This is a genomic window from Pseudonocardia sp. ICBG1034 (assembly GCF_020131375.1).
Classification (GTDB): domain Bacteria; phylum Actinomycetota; class Actinomycetes; order Mycobacteriales; family Pseudonocardiaceae; genus Pseudonocardia; species Pseudonocardia alni.
On sequence record NZ_JAHLEK010000017.1, the window covers coordinates 672,351 to 692,925 of the forward strand.

At 74.0% G+C, this 20,575-nt stretch carries 18 protein-coding genes; 2 read left to right on the forward strand and 16 right to left on the reverse strand.

From position 1 onward, the window contains the following. Genes KPF22_RS17865 through argC form a run of 8 tightly spaced genes read right to left on the reverse strand, consistent with a single transcriptional unit; the run spans position 1 to position 8,484 of the window. Positions 1-1,224, reverse strand: a complete 1,224-nt coding sequence (locus tag KPF22_RS17865) for an aminotransferase class I/II-fold pyridoxal phosphate-dependent enzyme (RefSeq protein ID WP_224402747.1) — start codon at positions 1,222-1,224, stop codon at positions 1-3. Next, complete coding sequence (gene argH / locus KPF22_RS17870) at positions 1,221-2,666, reverse strand: argininosuccinate lyase (RefSeq protein ID WP_224402748.1); 1,446 nt, start codon at positions 2,664-2,666, stop codon at positions 1,221-1,223. The genes KPF22_RS17865 and argH overlap by 4 nt, the downstream gene beginning before the upstream one ends. Beyond that, positions 2,663-3,220, reverse strand: a complete 558-nt coding sequence (locus KPF22_RS17875) for an arginine repressor (protein ID WP_062402841.1) — start codon at positions 3,218-3,220, stop codon at positions 2,663-2,665. Before KPF22_RS17875 ends, argH begins: the two co-directional genes overlap by 4 nt. Next, positions 3,213-4,136, reverse strand: a complete 924-nt coding sequence (gene argF, locus KPF22_RS17880) for an ornithine carbamoyltransferase (protein ID WP_208823871.1) — start codon at positions 4,134-4,136, stop codon at positions 3,213-3,215. The genes KPF22_RS17875 and argF overlap by 8 nt, the downstream gene beginning before the upstream one ends. After that, on the reverse strand, positions 4,136-5,329 hold the full coding sequence (locus tag KPF22_RS17885) for an acetylornithine transaminase (RefSeq protein ID WP_224402749.1): 1,194 nt from the start codon (positions 5,327-5,329) through the stop codon (positions 4,136-4,138). Before KPF22_RS17885 ends, argF begins: the two co-directional genes overlap by 1 nt. Beyond that, positions 5,326-6,246 carry an acetylglutamate kinase gene (argB, locus tag KPF22_RS17890; RefSeq protein WP_062404726.1) on the reverse strand — a complete coding sequence of 307 codons (921 nt, stop codon included), beginning with the start codon at positions 6,244-6,246 and terminating at the stop codon, positions 5,326-5,328. Before argB ends, KPF22_RS17885 begins: the two co-directional genes overlap by 4 nt. Positions 6,247-6,280: 34 nt before the next feature. Continuing rightward, positions 6,281-7,453 (reverse strand): bifunctional glutamate N-acetyltransferase/amino-acid acetyltransferase ArgJ, encoded by a 1,173-nt coding sequence (argJ, locus tag KPF22_RS17895; RefSeq protein ID WP_224402750.1) that lies wholly within the window; start codon positions 7,451-7,453, stop codon positions 6,281-6,283. Continuing rightward, positions 7,450-8,484, reverse strand: a complete 1,035-nt coding sequence (gene argC / locus KPF22_RS17900; RefSeq protein WP_224402975.1) for an N-acetyl-gamma-glutamyl-phosphate reductase — start codon at positions 8,482-8,484, stop codon at positions 7,450-7,452. The genes argJ and argC overlap by 4 nt, the downstream gene beginning before the upstream one ends. 166 nt (positions 8,485-8,650) lie before the next feature. Here argC and KPF22_RS17905 point away from each other — a divergent pair, with 166 nt between their 5' ends. Beyond that, positions 8,651-9,481 carry a hypothetical protein gene (locus KPF22_RS17905; protein ID WP_224402751.1) on the forward strand — a complete coding sequence of 277 codons (831 nt, stop codon included), beginning with the start codon at positions 8,651-8,653 and terminating at the stop codon, positions 9,479-9,481. A gap of 39 nt (positions 9,482-9,520) precedes the next feature. Here KPF22_RS17905 and pheT read toward each other — a convergent pair whose 3' ends face one another. From pheT to uvrA, 7 genes are all read right to left on the reverse strand, one after another. Next, complete coding sequence (gene pheT, locus KPF22_RS17910; RefSeq protein WP_208823879.1) at positions 9,521-12,028, reverse strand: phenylalanine--tRNA ligase subunit beta; 2,508 nt, start codon at positions 12,026-12,028, stop codon at positions 9,521-9,523. Between the two features lie 38 nt (positions 12,029-12,066). Continuing rightward, on the reverse strand, positions 12,067-13,122 hold the full coding sequence (pheS, locus tag KPF22_RS17915) for a phenylalanine--tRNA ligase subunit alpha (protein WP_073576958.1): 1,056 nt from the start codon (positions 13,120-13,122) through the stop codon (positions 12,067-12,069). A gap of 37 nt (positions 13,123-13,159) precedes the next feature. Beyond that, positions 13,160-14,026 (reverse strand): TrmH family RNA methyltransferase, encoded by an 867-nt coding sequence (locus KPF22_RS17920; protein ID WP_374107510.1) that lies wholly within the window; start codon positions 14,024-14,026, stop codon positions 13,160-13,162. A 16-nt stretch (positions 14,027-14,042) separates the two neighbouring features. Continuing rightward, the gene (gene rplT, locus KPF22_RS17925; protein WP_020623392.1) at positions 14,043-14,426 is read right to left on the reverse strand and encodes a 50S ribosomal protein L20; all 384 of its coding nucleotides are present in this window, start codon (positions 14,424-14,426) and stop codon (positions 14,043-14,045) included. A gap of 77 nt (positions 14,427-14,503) precedes the next feature. Continuing rightward, on the reverse strand, positions 14,504-14,698 hold the full coding sequence (gene rpmI / locus KPF22_RS17930) for a 50S ribosomal protein L35 (RefSeq protein ID WP_020623393.1): 195 nt from the start codon (positions 14,696-14,698) through the stop codon (positions 14,504-14,506). A gap of 100 nt (positions 14,699-14,798) precedes the next feature. Beyond that, a complete protein-coding gene (gene infC / locus KPF22_RS17935) occupies positions 14,799-15,425 on the reverse strand; it encodes a translation initiation factor IF-3 (RefSeq protein ID WP_073576959.1) in 627 nt (208 codons plus the stop codon). A gap of 230 nt (positions 15,426-15,655) precedes the next feature. Beyond that, positions 15,656-18,658: an excinuclease ABC subunit UvrA gene (gene uvrA, locus KPF22_RS17940; RefSeq protein WP_208823935.1), complete on the reverse strand. Its 3,003-nt coding sequence runs from the start codon at positions 18,656-18,658 to the stop codon at positions 15,656-15,658. Positions 18,659-19,027: 369 nt separating this feature from the next. On the opposite strand from uvrA, the gene KPF22_RS17945 reads away from it, so the two are divergent. Then, entirely contained in the window at positions 19,028-19,702 is a 675-nt protein-coding gene (locus tag KPF22_RS17945) for an MBL fold metallo-hydrolase (protein ID WP_062404714.1), read from the forward strand. A gap of 3 nt (positions 19,703-19,705) precedes the next feature. Here KPF22_RS17945 and KPF22_RS17950 read toward each other — a convergent pair whose 3' ends face one another. Further along, positions 19,706-20,548, reverse strand: a complete 843-nt coding sequence (locus tag KPF22_RS17950) for an AraC family transcriptional regulator (protein ID WP_208823881.1) — start codon at positions 20,546-20,548, stop codon at positions 19,706-19,708. Positions 20,549-20,575 lie beyond the last annotated feature (27 nt).

Below are 20,575 nucleotides of genomic sequence, written 5' to 3' on the forward strand. Positions count from 1 at the left end.
TCAGCGGCGCGCGAGCGCCAGCTGCACGCAGGTCACGACACCGGCCATGGCCTTCTCGACCTCGTCGAGCGGGGGCAGGGTCGGGGCGAGACGGATGGTCGCGTCCTGCGGGTCCTTGCCGTAGGGGTGCGTCGCACCGGCCGGGGTCAGGACGACGCCCGCCTCCTTCGCCAGTCGCACGACCTCCGAGGCGAGGCCGTCCGGGACGGTCAGGCTCACGAAGTAGCCGCCCCGGGGCTTGGTCCAGGACACGCCCTCGACGTCGGAGAACGCCTCGGTCAGCAGCCGGTCGACCGCGGCGAACTTCGGCGCGATCAGCTCGCGGTGGGCGGCCATGTGCGCCCGCAGCCCGGCGGCGTCCTTGAGGAACAGGGCGTGCCGCAGGTGGTTGACCTTGTCCGGGCCGATCGTCTTCTTCGACGCCAGCTTCAGCCACCAGTCGACGTTCGCCGGCGAGGCACCGAAGAACGCGACGCCCGCACCGGCGAGGGTGATCTTGGAGGTGGACCCGAAGACGAACGGGCGGTCCGCGTTGCCGGCCTCGGCGGCCAGGGTGAGGACGTCGGCGATCTCGACCTCCTCGGTGGTCAGGTGGTGCACCGCGTAGGCGTTGTCCCACATGATCCGGAAGTCCGGCGCGGCGGTCGGCATGGTGGCCAGCCTGCGCACGACCTCGTCGGAGTAGACGACCCCGTCGGGGTTCGAGTACTTCGGCACGCACCAGATGCCCTTGATCGACGGGTCCTCGGCGACGAGCCGCTCGACCTCGTCCATGTCGGGGCCGTCCGCGGTCATCGGGACGGTGACCAGGTCGATCCCGAGCCGCTCGCACACGCCGTAGTGGCGGTCGTAGCCGGGGACCGGGGCGATGAACGCGACGCGGCCGGCGTCGACCCAGCGGGTCGGGGCGCCGGGCAGCGCGGTCAGCAGCGCGTGCACGAGCGTGTCGTGCATCAGCTCCAGGCTGGAGTTGTTCGACGCCACCAGCTGCCCGACCGGGACCTGCAGCGACGGCGCGAAGATCTCCCGCAGCTCGGGCAGACCCTGGCCGCCGCCGTAGTTGCGGGTGTCGGTGCCGTCGGCCGCGCGGAACTGTCCCGCGCCCGGCAGACCGAGCAGCTCGTGGGACAGGTCCAGCTGCTGCGCGGACGGCTTGCCCCGCGTCAGGTCGAGCTTCAGGCCGGCGGCCTTGAGCTCCTCGTAGGCTGCGGCAGGGTCGGTCATGCGGTTCCTCCGGTGAACTCTCGCGCTGCTGCGACCGCGGTACGCAGGTCGGTGAGCTGCTCGGCGACCCGGTCGCCGGCCGTCCCACCGCGCGCGTTCCGCGACGCGATGGAGCCTTCCACGCTCAGTACGTCGCGGACACTCGGGTCGAGTGCCGGGTGCACGGCGGCCAGCTCGGCGTCGGTCAGGTCCTCCAGCCCGACGCCGCGGGCCTCGGCTGCGCGGACGCAGCCGCCCGCGGCCTCGTGCGCCACGCGGAACGGGACGCCCTGCCGGACGAGCCACTCGGCGACGTCGGTGGCGAGGGTGAACCCGGCCGGGGCCAGCTCGGCGAGCCGCCCGGTGTGGAAGGTCAGGGTGGCCACCATCCCGGCGACCGCGGGGAGCAGGAGCTCCAGCTGCGCGACCGAGTCGAACAGTGGCTCCTTGTCCTCCTGGAGGTCCCGGTTGTAGGCCAGCGGGAGCCCCTTGAGGGTGGTCATGAGCCCGGCGAGGTTGCCGACGAGCCGGCCGGACTTGCCGCGGGCCAGCTCGGCGACGTCGGGGTTCTTCTTCTGCGGCATGATCGAGCTGCCGGTGGAGAACGCGTCGTCGAGGGTGACGTAGCCGAACTCGGCCGTCGCCCAGAGGATGATCTCCTCCGACAGCCGCGACAGGTCGACGCCGATCATCGCGAGGACGAACGCGGCCTCGGCGGCGAAGTCCCGCGAGGCGGTCCCGTCGATCGAGTTGGCCGAGGACCCGGTGAAGCCGAGCTCGGCGGCGACGGCCTCCGGGTCGAGCCCGAGCGAGGACCCGGCGAGCGCGCCGGAGCCGTAGGGTGACCAGGCGCTGCGCCGGTCCCAGTCGGCGAGCCGGTCGACGTCGCGCAGCAGGGCCTGGGCGTGCGCGGCCAGCTGGTGGCCGAGCAGCACCGGCTGGGCGTGCTGCAGGTGGGTGCGGCCGGGCATCGGCGCGCCGGGGTGGGCCTGCGCCTGGGCGACGAGGGCGTCGACGACGTCGAGCACGCCGGAGCCGACCCGTCGCGTGGCGTCGCGCAGCCACATCCGGAACTGGGTGGCGACCTGGTCGTTGCGCGAGCGACCGGCCCGCAGCTTGCCGCCCAGGTCGGCACCGGCCCGCTCGATGAGGCCGCGCTCCAGCGCGGTGTGCACGTCCTCGTCGCCCGGGTCGGGGCCGAACGCCCCGGAGGCGACGTCGGCGGCGAGCTCGTCGAGCGCCTTGTGCATCCCCGACAGCTCCTCGTCGGTCAGCAGACCGGCGCGGTGCAGGACCCGGGCGTGCGCCTTCGAGCCGCGGATGTCGTAGGGGGCCAGTGCCCAGTCGAAGTGGGTGGACTTCGACAGCGCCGCGAGCGCGTCGGCCGGACCGGACGCGAACCGGCCACCCCACAGCGCTCCGCCACCGGCGACCGCGCCCTGTCGGGGGTCCGCGTCGGTCATGTCGGGTCTCCTTCTCGTTCGTCGTGCGTCCCGGCGGCCGCGTGGGCCCTCCGGGGCAGGTCCTGCAGCCGTTCGGCCAGCTCCGCCCCGGTGAGGGGTTCGCGGGCGACGACGATGACGGTGTCGTCGCCGGCGATGGTGCCGACGACGTCGTGCAGTGCGGCCCGGTCGAGTGCGCTCGCGAGGTAGTGCGCCGCACCCGGCGGGGTCCGCAGGACCGCCAGGTTCCCACTCGCGTCGGCGGACACGAGCAGCTCCCCCAGCAACCGGGCGACCCGCCCGGTGCCGCCCTCGACCCCGCGCACGGGGCTGCCGTCCTCGGGGATGCGGTAGACCGGCTGCCCGCCGTCCGCGCCGCGGAGCTTCACCGCGCCCAGTTCGTCCAGGTCGCGCGAGAGCGTGGCCTGGGTCGTCTCGATGCCGTGCCGCTCGTGGAGCAACCCGATGATCTCCACCTGGCTGCTCAGCTCGTAGTTCCAGACCACGTCGATGACGGCCGCCTGCCGGCTGGCCCGGCTCACCGGGTTCCTGCGGTCGCGGTCCGCCTCACCCATGCCGCAGGAGCCAGGTGAGCAGCGCCTTCTGCGCGTGCAACCGGTTCTCGGCCTCGTCCCAGGCGGCGCTGGCGGGGCCGTCGAGGACCTCGTCGGTGATCTCGTCGCCCCGGTGGGCGGGCAGGCAGTGCAGCACGATGGCGTCCGGTGCGGCGCGCTCCAGCAGGGCGGCGTTCACCTGGTAGGGCCGGAACGGCGCGACCCGGTCCAGCCCGTCGTCCTCCTGGCCCATCGAGGTCCAGGTGTCGGTGACGACGACCTGGGCGCCGTCGACGGCGGCGACCGGGTCCGCGACGAGAGTGACCGATCCCCCGGTCTGCTCGGCCCGGGTCTTGGCATCGCGCAGCACGTCGTCGTCGGGGGTGAACCCGGCGGGTGCGGCGATCCGGACGTGCAGCCCGGCGGTGGCCCCGCCGAGCAGCAGCGAGTGGGCGATGTTGTTCGCGCCGTCGCCGAGGTAGGTCAGGGTGAGCCCGGCGAGGCGGCCGAACCGCTCCCGCACGGTCTGCAGGTCCGCCAGGATCTGGCACGGGTGGAACAGGTCGGTGAGCGCGTTGACGACCGGCACGGTCGCCGCGCCGGCCATCTCCCGGATCCGCTCCTGGCCGCTGGTGCGCCACACGATCGCGTCGACGTAGCGCGACAGCACCCGGGAGGTGTCGGAGATCGTCTCGCCGCGCCCCAGCTGGCTGGTGGTGCCGTCGAGGATGATCGCGGTGCCGCCGAGCTGGGTGATCCCGGCCTCGAACGACACCCGGGTGCGGGTGGAGGACTTGTCGAACACGACCCCCACGGCGCGCGGCCCGGCGAGCGGGCGCTCGGCGAACGGGTCGGCCTTGAGCCGGTCGGCGAGGTCGAGGACCTCGGCCTGCTCGGCCGGGGTCAGGTCGTCGTCGCGGAGCAGGTGACGGACCATCAGTTCCCCTGCCCCTCGTGCTGGGCGGCGGCCGCGTCGAGGACGGCGGGCAGCGCCGTCAGGAACTCCTCGGCCTCGTCGTCGGTCAGGGTCAGGGCCGGGGCCAGCCGCAGCCGGTCCGGGGTGGCGTTGTTCACCAGGATCCCGGCGTCGCGCGCGGCCGCGGCGGCCTGGCCGGCGACCGGCGCGGTGAGGCCGACGCCGATGTGCATACCGGCGCCGGAGACGTCGCCGACCAGGGGGTGGCCGAGACCCTCGATCCGGCTGCGGATCTCCTTGCCGAGCCGGTCGACGTGGGCGAGCAGCCCCTCGGCGGCGACCGTGTCGAGGACGGCGAGCGCCGCGGCGCACGACACCGGGTTGCCGCCGAAGGTGGTGCCGTGCTGGCCGGGCTCGAGCAGGGCTGCGGCGTCGCCGAACCCGACGCAGGCCCCGATCGGGAGACCGCCGCCGAGGCCCTTGGCCAGTGTGATCACGTCGGGGACGATGCCGTGCGCCTGGTGGGCGAACCAGTACCCGGTACGGCCGATGCCGGTCTGCACCTCGTCGAGGACCAGCAGTGCGCCGCGCTCGGCGGTGATCCGACGGGCCTGTGCCAGATACCCCTCGGGCGGCACGATCACTCCGGCCTCGCCGAGGATCGGCTCCAGGAACACCGCGGCGGTCCGTTCGGTGACGGCGGCGTCGAGTGCGGCGGCGTCACCGAACGGGATGTGGGTCACCCCGGCGGGCATCGGCTCGAACGGCGCCCGTTTGGCGGGCTGCCCGGTCAGCGCGAGCGCACCCATCGTGCGGCCGTGGAACGCGCCCTCGCAGGCGATGATCTCCGGCCGGCCGGTCCGGCGGGCGATCTTGAAGGCGGCCTCGTTGGCCTCGGTGCCGGAGTTGCAGAGCAGGGTCCGGGCGTCGTCGCGGCCGAGCAGTGCCTGCAGCCGCTCGGCGAGCTGCAGCGCGGGCTCGGTGATGAAGAAGTTCGAGGTGTGGCCCAGGGTGCGGACCTGCTCGGACACCGCCTCGACGACGGCCGGGTGCGCGTGTCCGAGTGCGTTGACCGCGATTCCGGAGTAGAGGTCCAGGTACGCGCGACCCTCGGCGTCCCAGACGCGGGCGCCCTCGCCGCGGACCAGGGTCAGCGGCGGGGTGCCGTAGTTGTTCATCAGTGCGGCCTGCCACCGCTGCGCGTGCGTGGTCATGTCGTTCCCCCGGCTGTGGCGTCCGGCAGCACCATGGTGCCGACGCCTTCGTGCGTGAACACCTCGAGCAGGACCGAGTGCGGCACCCGCCCGTCGATCACGTGGGCCTGTCCGACGCCCGACCGCACGGCGCGCAGGCAGGCCTCCATCTTCGGGGCCATGCCGCTCTCCAGGCGGGGCAGCATCGGCTCGAGCTGGTCCGCGGTCAGCGAGGTGATGATCGACTCCGGGTCGGGGTAGTTCGCGTAGAGCCCCTCGACGTCGGTGAGCACCACGAGCTTCGCGGCGTCCAGCGCGCCGGCGAGCGCCGCGGCGGCGCTGTCGGCGTTGATGTTGTGGACCTGGCCGTCGGCGTCCGGCGCGATCCCGGCGACGACCGGGATGCGACCCGCCGCGATGATGTCCAGCACCGCGTCCGGGTTGACCTTCGTGACGTCACCGACCAGGCCGATGTCGACGGGCTCGCCCCCGACCAGCGCGGTGCGCTTCTCGGCCGTGAACAGGCCCGCGTCCTCACCGGACAGGCCGACGGCGAGCGGCCCGTGTGCGTTGATCAACCCGACGAGCTCGCGCCCGACCTGGCCGAACAGCACCATCCGGACGATCTCCATCGTCTCCGGGGTGGTGACGCGCAGGCCGCCGCGGAACTCGCCGGGCATGCCGAGCCGCTTCAGCATCGCCGAGATCTGCGGCCCGCCGCCGTGCACGACGACCGGGTGGATGCCCGCGAGCCGCAGGAACACCATGTCCCGGGCGAAGGCCTGCTTCAACTCGTCGTCGATCATGGCGTTGCCGCCGTACTTGACGACGACGATCCGGCCGTGGAAGCGCTGCAGCCAGGGCAGCGCCTCGGCGAGCACACCGGCCTTCTCCCCCGCCCGCTTCAGCCGGGCCGGGGTCTCCGGGGACGGTGCGATCTGCGGCTGCGGCAGCGCGTCCGGGGCGACCGGCTCAGGAGGAGTAGGCACTGTTCTCCTCCACGTAGGCGTGCGACAGGTCGGTGGTCCGGATCTCGGCGGTGTGACCGTCGGCCCCACCGGACAGGCCCAGCTCGACCTCGATCAGCACGTCCTTCCCGGACAGGTCGCAGTCGGCCCGGTCCCCGGCGACGACGGCGCCCTTGCACAGCAGCACACCGTTGATCGTGACGTCGAGGCGCTCGGGGTCGATCTCGGCGTCGGCGTACCCGGCGGAGGCGGCGACCCGGCCCCAGTTCGGGTCGGACCCGAACATCGCGGTCTTGACCAGGGAGTCGCGGGCGATCGTGCGGGCGACGGTGACCGCGTCGTCCTCGGAGGCGGCGCCGGTGACCCGCACGGTGATCCGCTTGGTGACGCCCTCGGCGTCGGCCTGCATCTGCTCGGCGAGGTCGCGGCACACCCGGGTGAGCGCGGCGGTGAAGACCGCCGGGTCGGCCTCGACGCCGGACGCGCCGGAGGCCAGCACCAGCACGGTGTCGTTGGTGGACATCGAGCCGTCGACGTCGAGCCGGTCGAAGCTGTAGCGGACCGCCTCGCGCAGCGCGGCGTCGAGCGTCGCCCGGTCGAGGACGGCGTCGGTGGTGACCACGCTGAGCATGGTCGCCATCGACGGGGAGATCATCCCGGCGCCCTTGGTGGTGCCCCCGACAGTCCAGCCCGCCGGGTCGGTCACCGCGGACTCCTTCGGGACGGTGTCGGTCGTCATGATCGCGGCGGCGACGGCGGACCCGGCCTCGGGCCCGGACGCCAGCTCCGCGGCGGCCGACCGGACCCCGGCCAGCACGGTCTCCCGCGGGAGCTGCTCACCGATCAGGCCGGTGGAGCACACGGCGACGTCGATCGCGCCGCAGCCGACCACCTCGGCGACCTGCTCCGCGGTGGCGTGCGCGACCTGGAAGCCCTCGGCGCCGGTGCAGGCGTTCGCCCCGCCGGAGTTGAGGACGACCGCGCGCAGCGAGCCGGTGGTCAGCACCTGCTGGGACCAGAGGACGGGCGCGGCCTTGACCTTGTTGCGGGTGAAGACCCCGGCGGCCTCGGCGCGCGGGCCGTCGTTGACGACGAGCGCCAGGTCGGCCCTCCCGGACTTCTTGATCCCGGCGGCGATCCCGGCGGCCCGGAAGCCCTGGGCTGCGGTCACGCTCACGGCGCCACTCCCGTCGTCGGCAGGCCGGTGGTCTCGGGCAGACCGAGGGCCAGGTTCATGCACTGGACGGCGCCGCCCGCGGTGCCCTTGGTGAGGTTGTCGATCGCGGAGACGACGACCAGCCGGGCCGCGTCGACGTCGACGGTGACCTGCAGCGCGACCATGTTGGAGCCGAGGGTCTGCGCCGTGGTGGGCCACTGGCCCTCGGGCAGCAGCCGCACGAACGGCTCGTCGGCGTAGGCCTTCTCGTAGACCGCCCGGACCGCCTCGGCGTCGGTCGCCGGGTCGGCGAGCGGGGCGGAGCAGGAGGCGAGGATGCCGCGCGGCAGCGGCGCGAGCACCGGGGTGAAGCTCACCGACACGGGAGAGCCGAGCGCGGTGGACAGGTTCTGCGCGATCTCCGGGGTGTGCCGGTGCACGCCGCCGACGCCGTAGGCCGACAGCGACCCCATGACCTCCGCGCCCAGCAGGTGCGGCTTGGGCGACTTGCCCGCGCCGGAGGTGCCGGTGACCGCGGTGATCACGACCTCGGGGGCGACCAGGCCGGCCACCAGGGCCGGGACCAGCGCGAGGCTGGTGCCGGTCGGGTAGCAGCCCGGCACCGCGACGCGACGGGTGCCGGTCAGCGCGGCCCGGGCACCGGGCAGCTCGGGCAGCCCGTAGGGCCAGTGCCCGGCGTGCTCGCCGCCGTACCAGCGGTCCCAGGCGGCCGGATCGGTGAGGCGGTGGTCCGCACCGCAGTCCACGACGAGCGTGTCCGGCCCCAGCTGGGCCGCCAGCTCGGCGGACCTGCCGTGCGGGAGTGCGAGGAACACCGCGTCGTGTCCGGCGAGGTTCACCGCGGTGCTCTCGCCCAGGACGCGGTCCGCGAGCGGGGTCAGGTGCGGCTGGTGCTCGCCCAGACGCGTCCCCGCGTTCCCGCCGGCCGTGAGGGCGCCGATCTCCACCTCGGGATGTGCGAGCAGCAGCCGGAGGAGCTCTCCCCCGGCGTAGCCACTGGCTCCCGCCACTGCGATGCGTACCACGTGGATGAGTATGCACGCCCACGGAAAGCCATGCAATCGGGATTCACGATCGCGATCGGACGGTGCGGAACCGGCCCGGCGGCCGCGTGCGACGCCTAGTTTCCCGCGGGTGCGGCGACGGGTGACACGCGGGGTGGGACCGGGCGCGGGAGCGCCCGCACGGGGACGGTCGGTGGCGCGCACGGCGGCCGTCGCGGCGGTGCTCGCGGGGCTGCTCGGCGGGTGCGCGTCGACCGTGTCCGGGACGCCGTGGCCGACGGGTCAGGGGCCCGCGCTGCCGCCGTCCGGGGCGGCGCCGGTGGAGCCCACGCGACGGCCGCCGACGTCGTTCACGGTGCCGGGGCCGCTGTCGAGCGGGCCGCTCGCCGCCCCGACCACCGACGGCCGTCCGACGGCGACGGTCCCGCCCGTCCCGGTGCCGCCCCCGTCCGGGGTCCCGTCCGGTCCGCCCGACGGCGGGGCCGGTGTGGCGCGCACGGTGCCACCGGTGCCGGTCGGGGACGGGGCGTCCCGTGTCCCGGACGGCCGGGTCCGGCCCTCCCCGGGTACGGCGCGCGCCACGGCCCGGCCCGCCTCTCCGGCCGCTCCGGCCCCGCTGACCTCGGACGTGGTGGCCGACGAGTGCCTGCTCGACCGGGCGGCGCTGACCGGCCTGCTGGGCGGGCCGCCGGTCGCGCCGGCGACGAACGCCGTCGTCACCCGCACCGACGGGACCCGCACCCGGGCCTGCTTCGCGCTCGCCGACGGCGTGACGGTGTCGGTCAACGTGTACACGACGAACCGGGGCACGCCGGCCGGCTACGTCGCCGGCGCCCGGCACGGCAGCGCGGTGACCGGGCTCCCGGCGGGGACCTCCGCGACGGTGCTCGACACCGTCGCCGGGCCGACCCTGCAGCTGTCCACCGCCCGGTACCTGGTGACGGTGGCGGTCGCGGGGCGGACACCGTCCCGCGACCGGTGGCGGACCGCCGCGGTCGCCGCCGTCGCGGCGGCCCCGCGCTGAGCCGGCCGTGGCCCGGCGCGGGCCCGCCGCGGACCGGGGTCAGCGCAGCGCGGCTCCGTGCCGGGCGGTGGCCTCGGCGACCGCCGCGTCCCGCGCGGCGTTCGCCTCCTCGCTGGTCAGCGTGCGGTCCGCGGCGCGCAGGCGCAGCGAGAACGCCAGCGAGCGGCGGCCCTGTCCGACCTGGTCGCCGGTGTAGACGTCGAACAGCCGCACCGACTCCAGCAGCTCGCCCGCGCCCGCGGTGAGCGCATCGGAGAGGTCCGCGGCCGGGACCGTCTCGTCGGCGACCAGCGCGACGTCCACGGCGACCGGCGGGAACGCCGACACCCGCGGCACGGGCAGGTTCTCCCGCAGCGGGACCGCGTCGAGGTCGATCTCGGCCGCGGCGGTGCGGGCCGGCAGCCCCAGCGCCTCGACGACCTTGGGGTGCAGCTCCCCGGCGTACCCGACGACGGTGTCGGTGCCCGCGACGACGAGCTCCGCGCACCGGCCCGGGTGCCACGGCGCCCGCTCGGCGCGACGCGGCCGCAGCTCCACCCCGGCGGCGGCACCGGTCAGCCGGGCCGCCTCGACGGCGTCGGACCAGGCGGCGGGACGGCCCCGGCCCCACCAGCCGCGCGGCTCGCGGTTCCCGGCGAGGACGACCCCGACGTGCACGGGCTGGTCGGGCAGCGCGGCGCGCAGGGCGGCGTACTCGGCGTCGGACGGACGGCCCGTGACGGCCGGGTCGGGCATCGCGGGGGTGGTCTCCCCCGGCTGCACGACCTGCGCGATCGCGTACAGCGCGAGGTCCTCGGCGCCGCGGGAACGGTTGCGCACCAGCATGTCCAGCAGGCCGGGGAGCAGGGTCGTCGTGAGCCGGGACCGCTCGGCGTCGAGCGGGTTGGTGACGGCCACGGTGCGGCGGCGCTCGTCGTCGGCGGGCAGGCCCAGGTCGTCCCACACGGCGTCGGAGACGAACGGGAACGGCAGCACCTCGACGTGCCCGGCCTCGGCCAGGGCGCGCGACACCGCGCGGCGGCGCCGCTGGGCGGCGGTCAGGCCACGGCCGGCCGGGGCGGTGGGCAGCACGGAGGGGATGGCGTCGTAGCCCTCCAGGCGCAGCACCTCCTCCACCAGGTCGGCGGCCATGGTGAGATCCGGGCGCCAGGTCGGCGGGGTCGCGACGACGACGCCCTCGCCACCGGCACCGGTGTCCAGCGCGACGGCGCAGCCGACCTGGGTCAGGCGGCGCACGGTGGCCCCGCGCGGGTAGTCGACGCCGGCGACACGGTCGGGCATCGACAGCGGCATCCGCACGCTCGCGACGGCGGGGACCCCGCCGGCGTCGGTGCGGCCGTCGGCGAGGGTCCCGCCGCCGAGCTCGACGAGCAGCTGCGCGGCGCGCTCGGCCGCGACCGGCGGCAGCGCGGGGTCCACCACCCGCTCGAACCGCTTGGACGCCTCGCTGGGCAGCTTGTGCCGGCGCGCGGCGCGCGCGATCACCGGTGGGGAGAAGTGCGCGGCCTCCAGCAGCACGTCGACGCGGGCGCCGTCGGCGAGGTCCTCCGGCGCGGGGATCTCGGTGGACGCGCCGCCCATGACACCGGCGAGCCCGATCGGGCCGGAGTCGTCGGTGATGAGCAGGTCGTCGGTGTCCAGCGCACGGGTGTGGCCGTCGAGGGTCTGCAGCTTCTCCCCCGTTGTCGCGCGGCGGACCTCGATGGTGCCGGTCAGGCGGGTCGCGTCGTAGGCGTGCAGCGGCTGGCCGAGGTCGAGCATCACGAAGTTGGTGACGTCGACGATCAGCGAGATCGGCCGCATCCCGGCCGAGAGCAGCGCGCGCTGCATCCACCAGGGGCTGGGCGCGGCCGGGTCGACGCCGTCCACCCGGCGGGCGACGAACCGCGGGCAGGCGTCGGTGTCGGCGAGCCGCACCGGCCACGCGTCGCCGGTGGTGTCCGGGACGGTGACCCGGGTGACCGGGTCGGTGTAGTCGGCGTCGAGCGAGGTCGCGAGCTCGCGGGCGAGACCGCGGACGGCGAAGCAGTAGCCCCGGTCCGGGGTGACGGCCAGCTCGACGACGGGCTCGGACAGGCCGAGGACGTCGAGGGCGTCGTCGCCGGGCTCGGCGGTGCCGGGCGGCAGTACGAGGATGCCGCCGCTCTCGGCGCCGAGGCCGAGCTCCTTCGCCGAGGCGATCATGCCGTCGGAGACCTTGCCGTACGTCGTGCGCTGGGCGATCGCGAAGTCACCGGGCAGCACCGCACCCGGCTCGGTGACGACGACGAGGTCGCCGACCGCGAAGTTGCGGGCGCCGCACACCACGTAGCGGTGGCGCTGCCCCTCGAAGCCCACCCGGCAGTACCGGATCGGCTTCTTGAACCCGGTGAGCTCCTCGATCTCCTCCACCCGGGCGACCGTGACCGGCCCGGTGACCGCGGGGGCCGGGTGGATCTCCTCGACCTCCAGCCCGACGCGGACGAAGGCGTCGCCGATCGCCTCGGGACCGGCGGGCAGCGCCGCCGGGTCGATGTGCCGGGCGAGCCAGGACGCGGACACTCGCACTGCTCAGAACTCCTCGTGTGGAAGCGGGGTGGGCCGGGTCAGACGCCGAACGCGGTCGAGAAGCGCACGTCGCCCTCGACCATGTCCCGCATGTCCGGGATGCCGTTGCGGAACATCAGGGTCCGCTCGATGCCCATGCCGAACGCGAAACCGGAGTAGACGTCGGTGTCGACGCCGCAGGCGCGCAGGACGTTGGGGTTGACCATGCCGCAACCGCCCCACTCGACCCAGCCGGGGCCGCCCTTCTTCTGCGGGAACCACAGGTCCACCTCGGCCGAGGGCTCGGTGAACGGGAAGTACGACGGCCGCATCCGGGTGCCGGCCTCCGGGCCGAACACCGCGCGGGCGAACGCGTCGAGCGTCCCCTTCAGGTGGGCCATGGTCAGCCCGCGGTCGACGGCGAGGCCCTCGACCTGGTGGAACACCGGGGTGTGGGTGGCGTCGAGCTCGTCGGTGCGGAAGGTCCGGCCGGGGCAGGCCACGTAGACCGGCAGCTCGCGCTCCAGCAGCGACCGGACCTGCACCGGCGAGGTGTGCGTGCGCAGCACCGTGCCCGAGTCCTGCCCGCGCTCGGGGTCACCCAGGTAGAAGGTGTCCTGCATGGTGCGGGCGGGGTGGTCCTTGCCGAAGTTGAGCGCGTCGAAGTTCAGCCACGACGCCTCGACCTCGGGACCCTCCGCGACCTCCCAGCCCATCCCGACGAAGATGTCGGCGATCCGCTCGGACAGCTGTGTGATGGGGTGGCGCGCACCGCGCGGGCGACGGTCCCAGGGCAGCGTGACGTCGACGGCCTCCTCGGCCAGCACCCGGGCGTCGCGCTCGACGAGCAGGACCTCGCGGCGCGCGTCGAACGCGGCCTGGGCCTCCGCGCGGGCGGCGTTGACCCGCTTGCCGGCGTCGGCGCGCTCGGGGCCGGGCAGCTGCCCGAGCGACCGGCGGGCCATCGGGATCGGGGCGCGGTCGCCGAGGTGCGCGGGCTTCGCCGCGGCCAGCGCGTCGAGGTCGCCCGCCTCGTCGAACGCCGTGCGGGCGGCCTCCACCGCGGCCTTCAGTGCATCCGGGTCGAGAGGGCTCGCCGTGTCGTTCTCACTCATGGTGCCCACGATCGTAGAGGGCGGCCGCGAGGCGGTTTCAGTCGCGCGCCGGGGACAGCCGCGGGGCGACGCCCGCGCGGGCCCCGACCGTCGCGTACAGGCATATCGCCGCGGCGGTGGCAAGGTTCAGCGACTCGGCGCGGCCGTGGATCGGGACGCGGACCCGATGGTCGGCGGCGGCGTGCACCTCGGCCGACGGGCCGTGCGCCTCGCTGCCGAGGATCCAGGCGACGGGCCCGGCGAGGGTCGGGGTGACGGCGGGATCGTGCAGGTCGACCTCGCCGTGCCCGTCGGCGACGAGCGTGGTCAGCCCGGCCGCGCGGCACATCTCGACGACGGCGGGCGCGTCCCGGTCGCGGGCCAGCGGCAGGTGGAACACGCTGCCGGTGGAGGCCCGCACGGCCTTGCCGTTGTGCGGGTCGACGGTGTCCCCCGCCAGGAGGACCGCGTCGCAGCCCGCCGCGTCGGCGACCCTGATCACGGTGCCGACGTTGCCGGGGTCGGAGATGCCGTCGCAGACCGTGACGAATCCGGGGACCCCGGCCAGCGCGGTGGCGGCCGGGACGTCGAGCAGGTCGCAGACGGCGACGATCCCCTGCGGGGTGACCGTCTCGGACAGACCCGCGGCGGCCTTGTCCGTCACCGGGGACACACGGGCGCCGGAGCGCTCCGCGGCCTCGACGAGCTCGGGGTGGCGCTCGGCGGCGACGGTGGTGACGAACAGCTCGTGCACCGTCACGGCGGCGAGGGCCTCGCGGACGGCCTGGGCGCCCTCCACGAGGAAACGCCCGGCCCGATCGCGCCCCGCGCGCCGCAGCAGCTTGCGTGCTGCTGCAACGCGGGGAGTGCGTTCGGTACCGGGCGTGGAGTCCGCGGAGCGCTCGCCGGCGCCGCGCGACTCGATGTCGCCTCGGGTCACCTCAGGCCGCGGAACCCTGCTCGGTGCCGACCGGCAGGTTCTCCTTCGCCACCGCGACGAGCGCGGCGAAGGCGGCCGGGTCGCTGACGGCGATCTCGGCGAGGTTCTTGCGGTCGACCTCGACACCGGCGGCCTTCAGGCCCTGGATGAACCGGTTGTAGGTCATGTCGTTGGCGCGGGCCGCGGCGTTGATACGAGTGATCCACAGCTGCCGGAAGTCGCCCTTGCGCGCACGACGGTCCCGGTAGGCGTAGTTCATCGAGTGGAGCATCTGCTCCTTGGCCTTGCGGTACAGCCGCGAGCGCTGCCCGCGGTAGCCGGCGGCCGACTCCAGCGTGGTGCGGCGCTTCTTCTGGGCGTTCACGGAGCGCTTCACGCGTGCCATGGGGTATCTCCTGGGGCTTCTCCGGCACTACCGCGATGGGGGTACGGCGTGCCGGGGTTCGTGAAAGGGGCGGAAGGTCAGTGACCGAGCAGCTTCTTGACGCGCTTCACATCGGCCTTGGCGAGCTCGACGGTGCCCGACAGGTCGCGCTTCTCCTTGCGCGACTTGACCTCGAGACGGTGCCGCAGCCCGGCCTGCTGGCGCATGAGCTTGCCGCCACCGGTGATGCGGACGCGCTTCGCGGTCCCCTTGTGCGTCTTGTTCTTCGGCATGACGTATCCGTTCGATGTCGGCCCCCGAGGTTCCGGGGGTCGGTGCGGGTACTGCGTGTCCCTCCCGTGCCCGGCTGCGGCCGGGCACGGGAGCGGGACCTCACGCCTCGGCGTCTGCCGGGGCGTCGGAGCTGGCTGCCGCCGTCGTCTTGCGCGACGCCGGCTTCTTGGTCGGTGCCAGCACCATCGTCATGTTGCGGCCGTCCTGTTTCGGAGCGGCCTCGACGACGGCCATGTCACCGATGTCCTCGGCCAGGCGCTGGAGCAGGCGGTAGCCCAGCTCGGGACGCGACTGCTCGCGACCACGGAACATGATCGTGACCTTGACCTTGTTGCCGCCTTCGAGGAAGCGGATGACGTGACCGCGCTTCGTCTCGTAGTCGTGCTTGTCGATCTTCGGCCGGAGCTTCTGCTCCTTGATCACGGTGAGCTGCTGGTTGCGCCGGGACTCCCGGGCCTTCTGCGCGCTCTCGTACTTGAACTTTCCGTAGTCCATGAGCTTGCAGACCGGCGGGCGGGCCTGGCCGGCGACCTCGACGAGGTCGAGGTCGGCGTCCTGGGCCAGCTTGAGGGCGTCCTCGATGCGCACGATCCCGACCTGCTCGCCGTTCGGGCCCACGAGGCGGACCTCGGGCACGCGGATGCGGTCGTTGATGCGGGGCTCTGTGCTGATGGGGTCTCCTGTGTGACTCGCTGTGTCGCTACTACCTGCTGCCGGCGACGACAAGCGAAGACCCGTTGATCGGCCCGCGACAGAATGCTGCCGCGAAGCCGGACCATGGACCCGGACACCGTTACGATCACGGCGCGGGTGGGAGCGGGGCTCCACTTGACGCCCGGAACACACGTATCAACGCGATCCCGGGTGGTCGCATTCCCGAGGGTAACAGGCCGCCGGTACGCCGGGAACGCGGGGTCCGGGCCGGGACCTGCGCGGACCCCGGGCCGGGGCCGGGCTCAGCCCGCGCTGGCGGCCTTGGCCCGGCTGCGCCGTGCGGTCGCCGGCCGCCCCGCGCCCGCGGTGCCGTTGCCGTTCGACGACGAGGTCCGCCGCCGGACCGGCTTGACCGGCGTGTCGTCCGGGGTGACCAGGTCGCGCAGGAACCGGCCGGTGTGGCTGTCGGGGTGTGCCGCGATCTGCTCCGGCGTCCCCTGGGCCACCACGGTCCCGCCGCCCGAGCCGCCCTCCGGGCCCATGTCGATGACCCAGTCCGAGGTCTTGATGACGTCGAGGTTGTGCTCGATCACGATCACGGTGTTGCCCTTGTCCGCCAGCCCCTGGATGACGGCGAGGAGCTTGCGGATGTCCTCGAAGTGCAGACCGGTGGTCGGCTCGTCGAGGATGTAGACGGTGCGGCCGTTGCTGCGCTTCTGCAGCTCACTGGCGAGCTTGACGCGCTGGGCCTCACCGCCGGACAGCGTCGGCGCGGGCTGCCCGAGCCGGACGTAGCCGAGGCCGACGTCGACCAGGGTCCGCAGGTAGCGGGCGATGGAGGTGATCGGCTCGAAGAACTCGGCGGCCTCCTCGATCGGCATGTCGAGGACGTCGGCGACGGTCTTGCCCTTGTAGTGGACCTCGAGGGTCTCCCGGTTGTAGCGGGCTCCCTTACAGACCTCGCACGGAACGTAGACGTCCGGCAGGAAGTTCATCTCGATCTTGATCGTGCCGTCGCCGGTGCACGCCTCGCAGCGGCCGCCCTTGACGTTGAAGGAGAAGCGGCCCTCGGCGTAGCCGCGGACCTTCGCCTCGGTGGTCGCGGCGAAGAGCTTGCGGACCTTGTCCCACACGCCGGTGTAGGTCGCCGGGTTGGACCGCGGGGTCCGCCCGATCGGCGACTGGTCGACCCGGACGAGCTTGTCGAGCTCGTCGATGCCGTTGATCCGGGTGTGCCGGCCCGGCACCTGGCGGGCTCCGTTGAGCCGGTTCGCCAGCACCGTGGCGAGGATGTCGTTGATCAGCGTCGACTTGCCGGACCCGGACACCCCGGTGATCGACACCAGGCCGCCGAGCGGCACGTCGACGTCGATGCCGCGCAGGTTGTGCTCGCGGGCGCCGACGATGGTCAGCCTGCGGTCGTGGTCGAGCTCGCGGCGCTCGGGCAGCGGGATCGACTTGCGCCCGGACAGGTAGGCACCGGTCAGTGAGGTGTCGTGCGACTCCAGGTCGGCGATGGTGCCGGAGTGCACGACGCGGCCGCCGTGCTCACCCGCGCCGGGGCCGATGTCCACCGCCCAGTCCGAGGCGCGGATGGTGTCCTCGTCGTGCTCGACGACGATCAGGGTGTTGCCCAGCTCCTTGAGCCGGGTCAGCGTGTCGATCAGCCGCCGGTTGTCGCGCTGGTGCAGCCCGATCGACGGCTCGTCGAGCACGTAGAGGACCCCGACCAGGCCGGAGCCGATCTGGGTGGCCAGCCGGATGCGCTGCGCCTCGCCGCCGGACAGCGTGCCCGCGGCGCGGTCCAGCGACAGGTAGTCCAGCCCGACGTCGAGCAGGAAGCCCAGCCGGGCCTGCACCTCCTTGAGCACCGCGCCGGCGATCATGGCCTGCCGGTCGTCGAGGACCATGCCGTTCAGGAACTGCGAGCACTCCGCGACCGACATGTTCGACACCTGCGCGATCGACCGCTCCCCCAGGTCGCGGTGCGGCAGGGTCACCGACAGCACCTCGGGGCGCAGCCGGGCGCCGTTGCAGGCGGGGCAGGGGATGTCGCGCATGTAGCCCTCGTAGCGCTCCCGCTGAGACTCGGACTCGGTCTGCTCCAGGCGGCGCTCGAGGAACGGCATGACGCCCTCGAAGTTCGCGTAGTACGAGCGCTCGCGGCCGTAGCGGTTGCGGTAGCGCACGTGGACCTGGTCGTCGCTGCCGTGCAGGACCGCCTTCTGGGCGGCGGCGGGCAGCTTGCGCCAGGGGGTGTCCATCCGGAACCCGACCGCGGCGGCCAGGCCGGACAGCAGCCGGCCGAAGTACTCCGCGTTGTGCCCGGACGACCAGGGCGCGATCGCGCCGTCGCCGAGGGACAGGTCCGGGTCGGGGACGACCAGCTCGGGGTCGACCTCCTTCTTGACCCCGATGCCGGAGCAGGCCGGGCAGGCGCCGTAGGGCGAGTTGAAGGAGAACGTGCGGGGCTCGAGGTCGTCGACCGCGAGGGTGTGCCCGTTCGGGCAGGCCATCTTCTCGGAGAAGCGGCGCTCGCGCTGCGGGTCGTCGTCGGGCAGGTCCACGAAGTCCAGCACGACCAGGCCGTCGGCCAGCCGCAGCGCGGTCTCCACCGAGTCGGTGAGGCGCTGCTTGGCGGTCGCCTTCACCGAGAGCCGGTCGACGACGACGGAGATGTCGTGCTTCTCCTGCTTCTTCAGCTTCGGGGGGTCCGAGAGCGGGTGGACCGTGCCGTCGACGAGGACGCGGGAGTAACCCTGGGCCTGCAGGTTCCCGAACAGGTCGACGAACTCGCCCTTGCGGGTGCGCACGACCGGCGCGAGGACCTGGAAACGGCTGCCCTGCTCCATCCCCAGGACCTGGTCGACGATCTGCTGCGGGGTCTGCTTCTCGATCCGCTCGCCGCAGGTCGGGCAGTGCGGGATGCCGGCGCGGGCGTAGAGCAGCCGCAGGTAGTCGTGGATCTCGGTGATCGTGCCGACCGTCGACCGCGGGTTGCGGTTGGTCGACTTCTGGTCGATCGAGACCGCCGGGGACAGTCCCTCGATGAAGTCGACGTCGGGCTTGTCCATCTGCCCGAGGAACTGGCGCGCGTACGCCGAGAGGGACTCGACGTAGCGCCGCTGACCCTCGGCGAAGATCGTGTCGAACGCCAGGCTGGACTTGCCGGACCCGGACAGCCCGGTGAAGACGATCATGCTGTCGCGGGGCAGGTCGATGTCGATGCCCTGCAGGTTGTGTTCGCGCGCGCCACGCACCACCAGCTTCGGCCCGTCCGGGACCGGCGACGCGCCCGGGGACAGGGCGGTGCCGGCGTCGCGGCGGTCGGTGCTGTGGTCGCTCACGTTTCGCGCCTCCTGGGGTGGCGGTGCCGTCCGGGTGATACCCCGTCGTAGCGCCCGCAGGGCTGGGGGACATTCCGCGACCGGGCACCTGTGGCCGGTGAGGTTCGTCCCCACGTCCGCCGCCGATGCTAGGTCGACCCACCGACAGCGAGCCCGTCGAGCCGGCCCCGCAGGCGGTCCGGCGCGGTGGATGCACACCGGGACGCGCCGGTCGGTCCGCAGCGCACGGTACTCGCACGTCCGTTCGATCCGTCAGCGGCCCCGTGGGTGCGACCGGCGGGTTCTCCCCACCGCGGGATGTCGGTGCGGGCCGCTACCCTCCCGCTCGTGGACGTCCTGGAGAACTACACCGGTCACACCGACCCGGGCGGCGCGGCCATCCGCCGCGACCTCGAGCGGCTGAGCATCAGCAAGGTCTCGGTCGGCGAGATGGACAACAACGCCTACCTGCTCGTGTGCAAGCAGAGCAACGAGGCGCTGCTGATCGACGCGGCGGCCGAGCCGACCCGCATCGCCGACCTCATCGGCGCCGCCGACGAGCGCCCGGACCTGCGCCACCTGGTCACCACCCACCGCCACGCCGACCACTGGCAGGCGCTCGGCGCGATCGCGGGCATGTTCGAGCCGCGGCTGATCGCCCACCCGCAGGACGCCCCGGAGCTGCCGGCCCCGATGGACGAGTTCGTCGAGCACGGCGACACGATCACCTTCGGCGAGATCGAGCTGGAGGTCATCCACCTGCGCGGGCACACGCCGGGCTCGCTGGCGCTGCTCTACCGCGGGGAGGACCGGCCGCACCTGTTCACCGGGGACAGCCTGTTCCCGGGCGGGCCGGGGAAGACCTGGTCGGCCGAGGACAACGCGCAGCTCATCGGCGACCTCGAGGAGCGGGTGTTCGACCGGCTCGACGACGACACCTGGTTCTACCCGGGCCACGGTGACGACTCGACGCTCGGAGCCGAGCGGCCGAGCATCCCGGAGTGGCGCTCGCGGGGCTGGTGACCCTCAGCGCACCGCCGGGCCGCTGCGGGCGTAGCGGCCCGGCGTGACCCCGACCAGCCGGACGAACCTGCGGTGCAGGTGCGCCTGGTCGTGGAACCCCACCGCCGCGGCCGTCGCCGCCGGCGGGGTCCCGTCCAGCAGCAGCGACCGCGCCCGTTCGACGCGGCGGGCGTCGAGGTAGCGGTGCGGCGGCAGCCCGAAGCGCCGCGAGAAGGTGCGGACCAGGTGGCCGGGGTGGGCGTGCAGCAACCGCCCGGCCTCGGCGAGGGTCACCCCGTCGACCAGCCGGGTGTCGAGCAGGTCCCGCAGCCGGCCGGCCAGGTCGTCCGCGGGTGCCCGGCCGGGTCCGGCGGCCGGGTCCAGGTGCCGGGCGAGACGTTCGGCGACGAGCGCGAGCCTGCTCTCGGCGTGCAGCTCCTCCCCCGGCACGACCAGCGCGCGGTGCAGCTCGTCGAGCCTGCGGCGCAGGACCGGGTCGGCCACGCCCGGCCGGTCGACCGCGGGGCCGACCAGCCCGCCCGTCCCGGACGCCCCCGGGTCGAGCGCGGCGGGGTCGAGGTAGAGGACCCGCTTGCGGAAGCCGGAGCCGCCCGCCGCGCGTCCGTCGTGCGCGACCCCGGGCGGCAGCAGCGTCACCGGGGCCTCCTCGGTCCCGTGCGGGCGCCGGTCCAGGTCGTAGCGGACGGCGCCGTCGTCGACGATCAGGACGGTCCACGTGGAGTGCGCGTGCAGCGGGTACCGGTGCCGGACGAAGCGGGCGTGCAGCACCTCGGCGATGCCCGGCACGCGCTGCGGCCGCCAGGCGGTGACGGCCTCGCCCGGCGCCTGCGGCCCGGCCCCGTCCATGTGAGGAACGTACAAGAGTGCGGGCGC

Excerpts from the sequence above, each read along its gene's own strand:
- argF (WP_208823871.1), bottom strand. The coding sequence starts at position 4,136 with ATGGTCCGTCACCTGCTCCGCGACGACGACCTGACCCCGGCCGAGCAG.
- pheS (WP_073576958.1), bottom strand. The coding sequence starts at position 13,122 with ATGAGTGAGAACGACACGGCGAGCCCTCTCGACCCGGATGCACTGAAG.
- argH (WP_224402748.1), bottom strand. The coding sequence starts at position 2,666 with ATGACCGACGCGGACCCCCGACAGGGCGCGGTCGCCGGTGGCGGAGCG.
- KPF22_RS17865 (WP_224402747.1), bottom strand. The coding sequence starts at position 1,224 with ATGACCGACCCTGCCGCAGCCTACGAGGAGCTCAAGGCCGCCGGCCTG.
- KPF22_RS17950 (WP_208823881.1), bottom strand. The coding sequence starts at position 20,548 with ATGGACGGGGCCGGGCCGCAGGCGCCGGGCGAGGCCGTCACCGCCTGG.
- rplT (WP_020623392.1), bottom strand. The coding sequence starts at position 14,426 with ATGGCACGCGTGAAGCGCTCCGTGAACGCCCAGAAGAAGCGCCGCACC.
- KPF22_RS17875 (WP_062402841.1), bottom strand. The coding sequence starts at position 3,220 with ATGGGTGAGGCGGACCGCGACCGCAGGAACCCGGTGAGCCGGGCCAGC.
- rpmI (WP_020623393.1), bottom strand. The coding sequence starts at position 14,698 with ATGCCGAAGAACAAGACGCACAAGGGGACCGCGAAGCGCGTCCGCATC.
- KPF22_RS17885 (WP_224402749.1), bottom strand. The coding sequence starts at position 5,329 with ATGACCACGCACGCGCAGCGGTGGCAGGCCGCACTGATGAACAACTAC.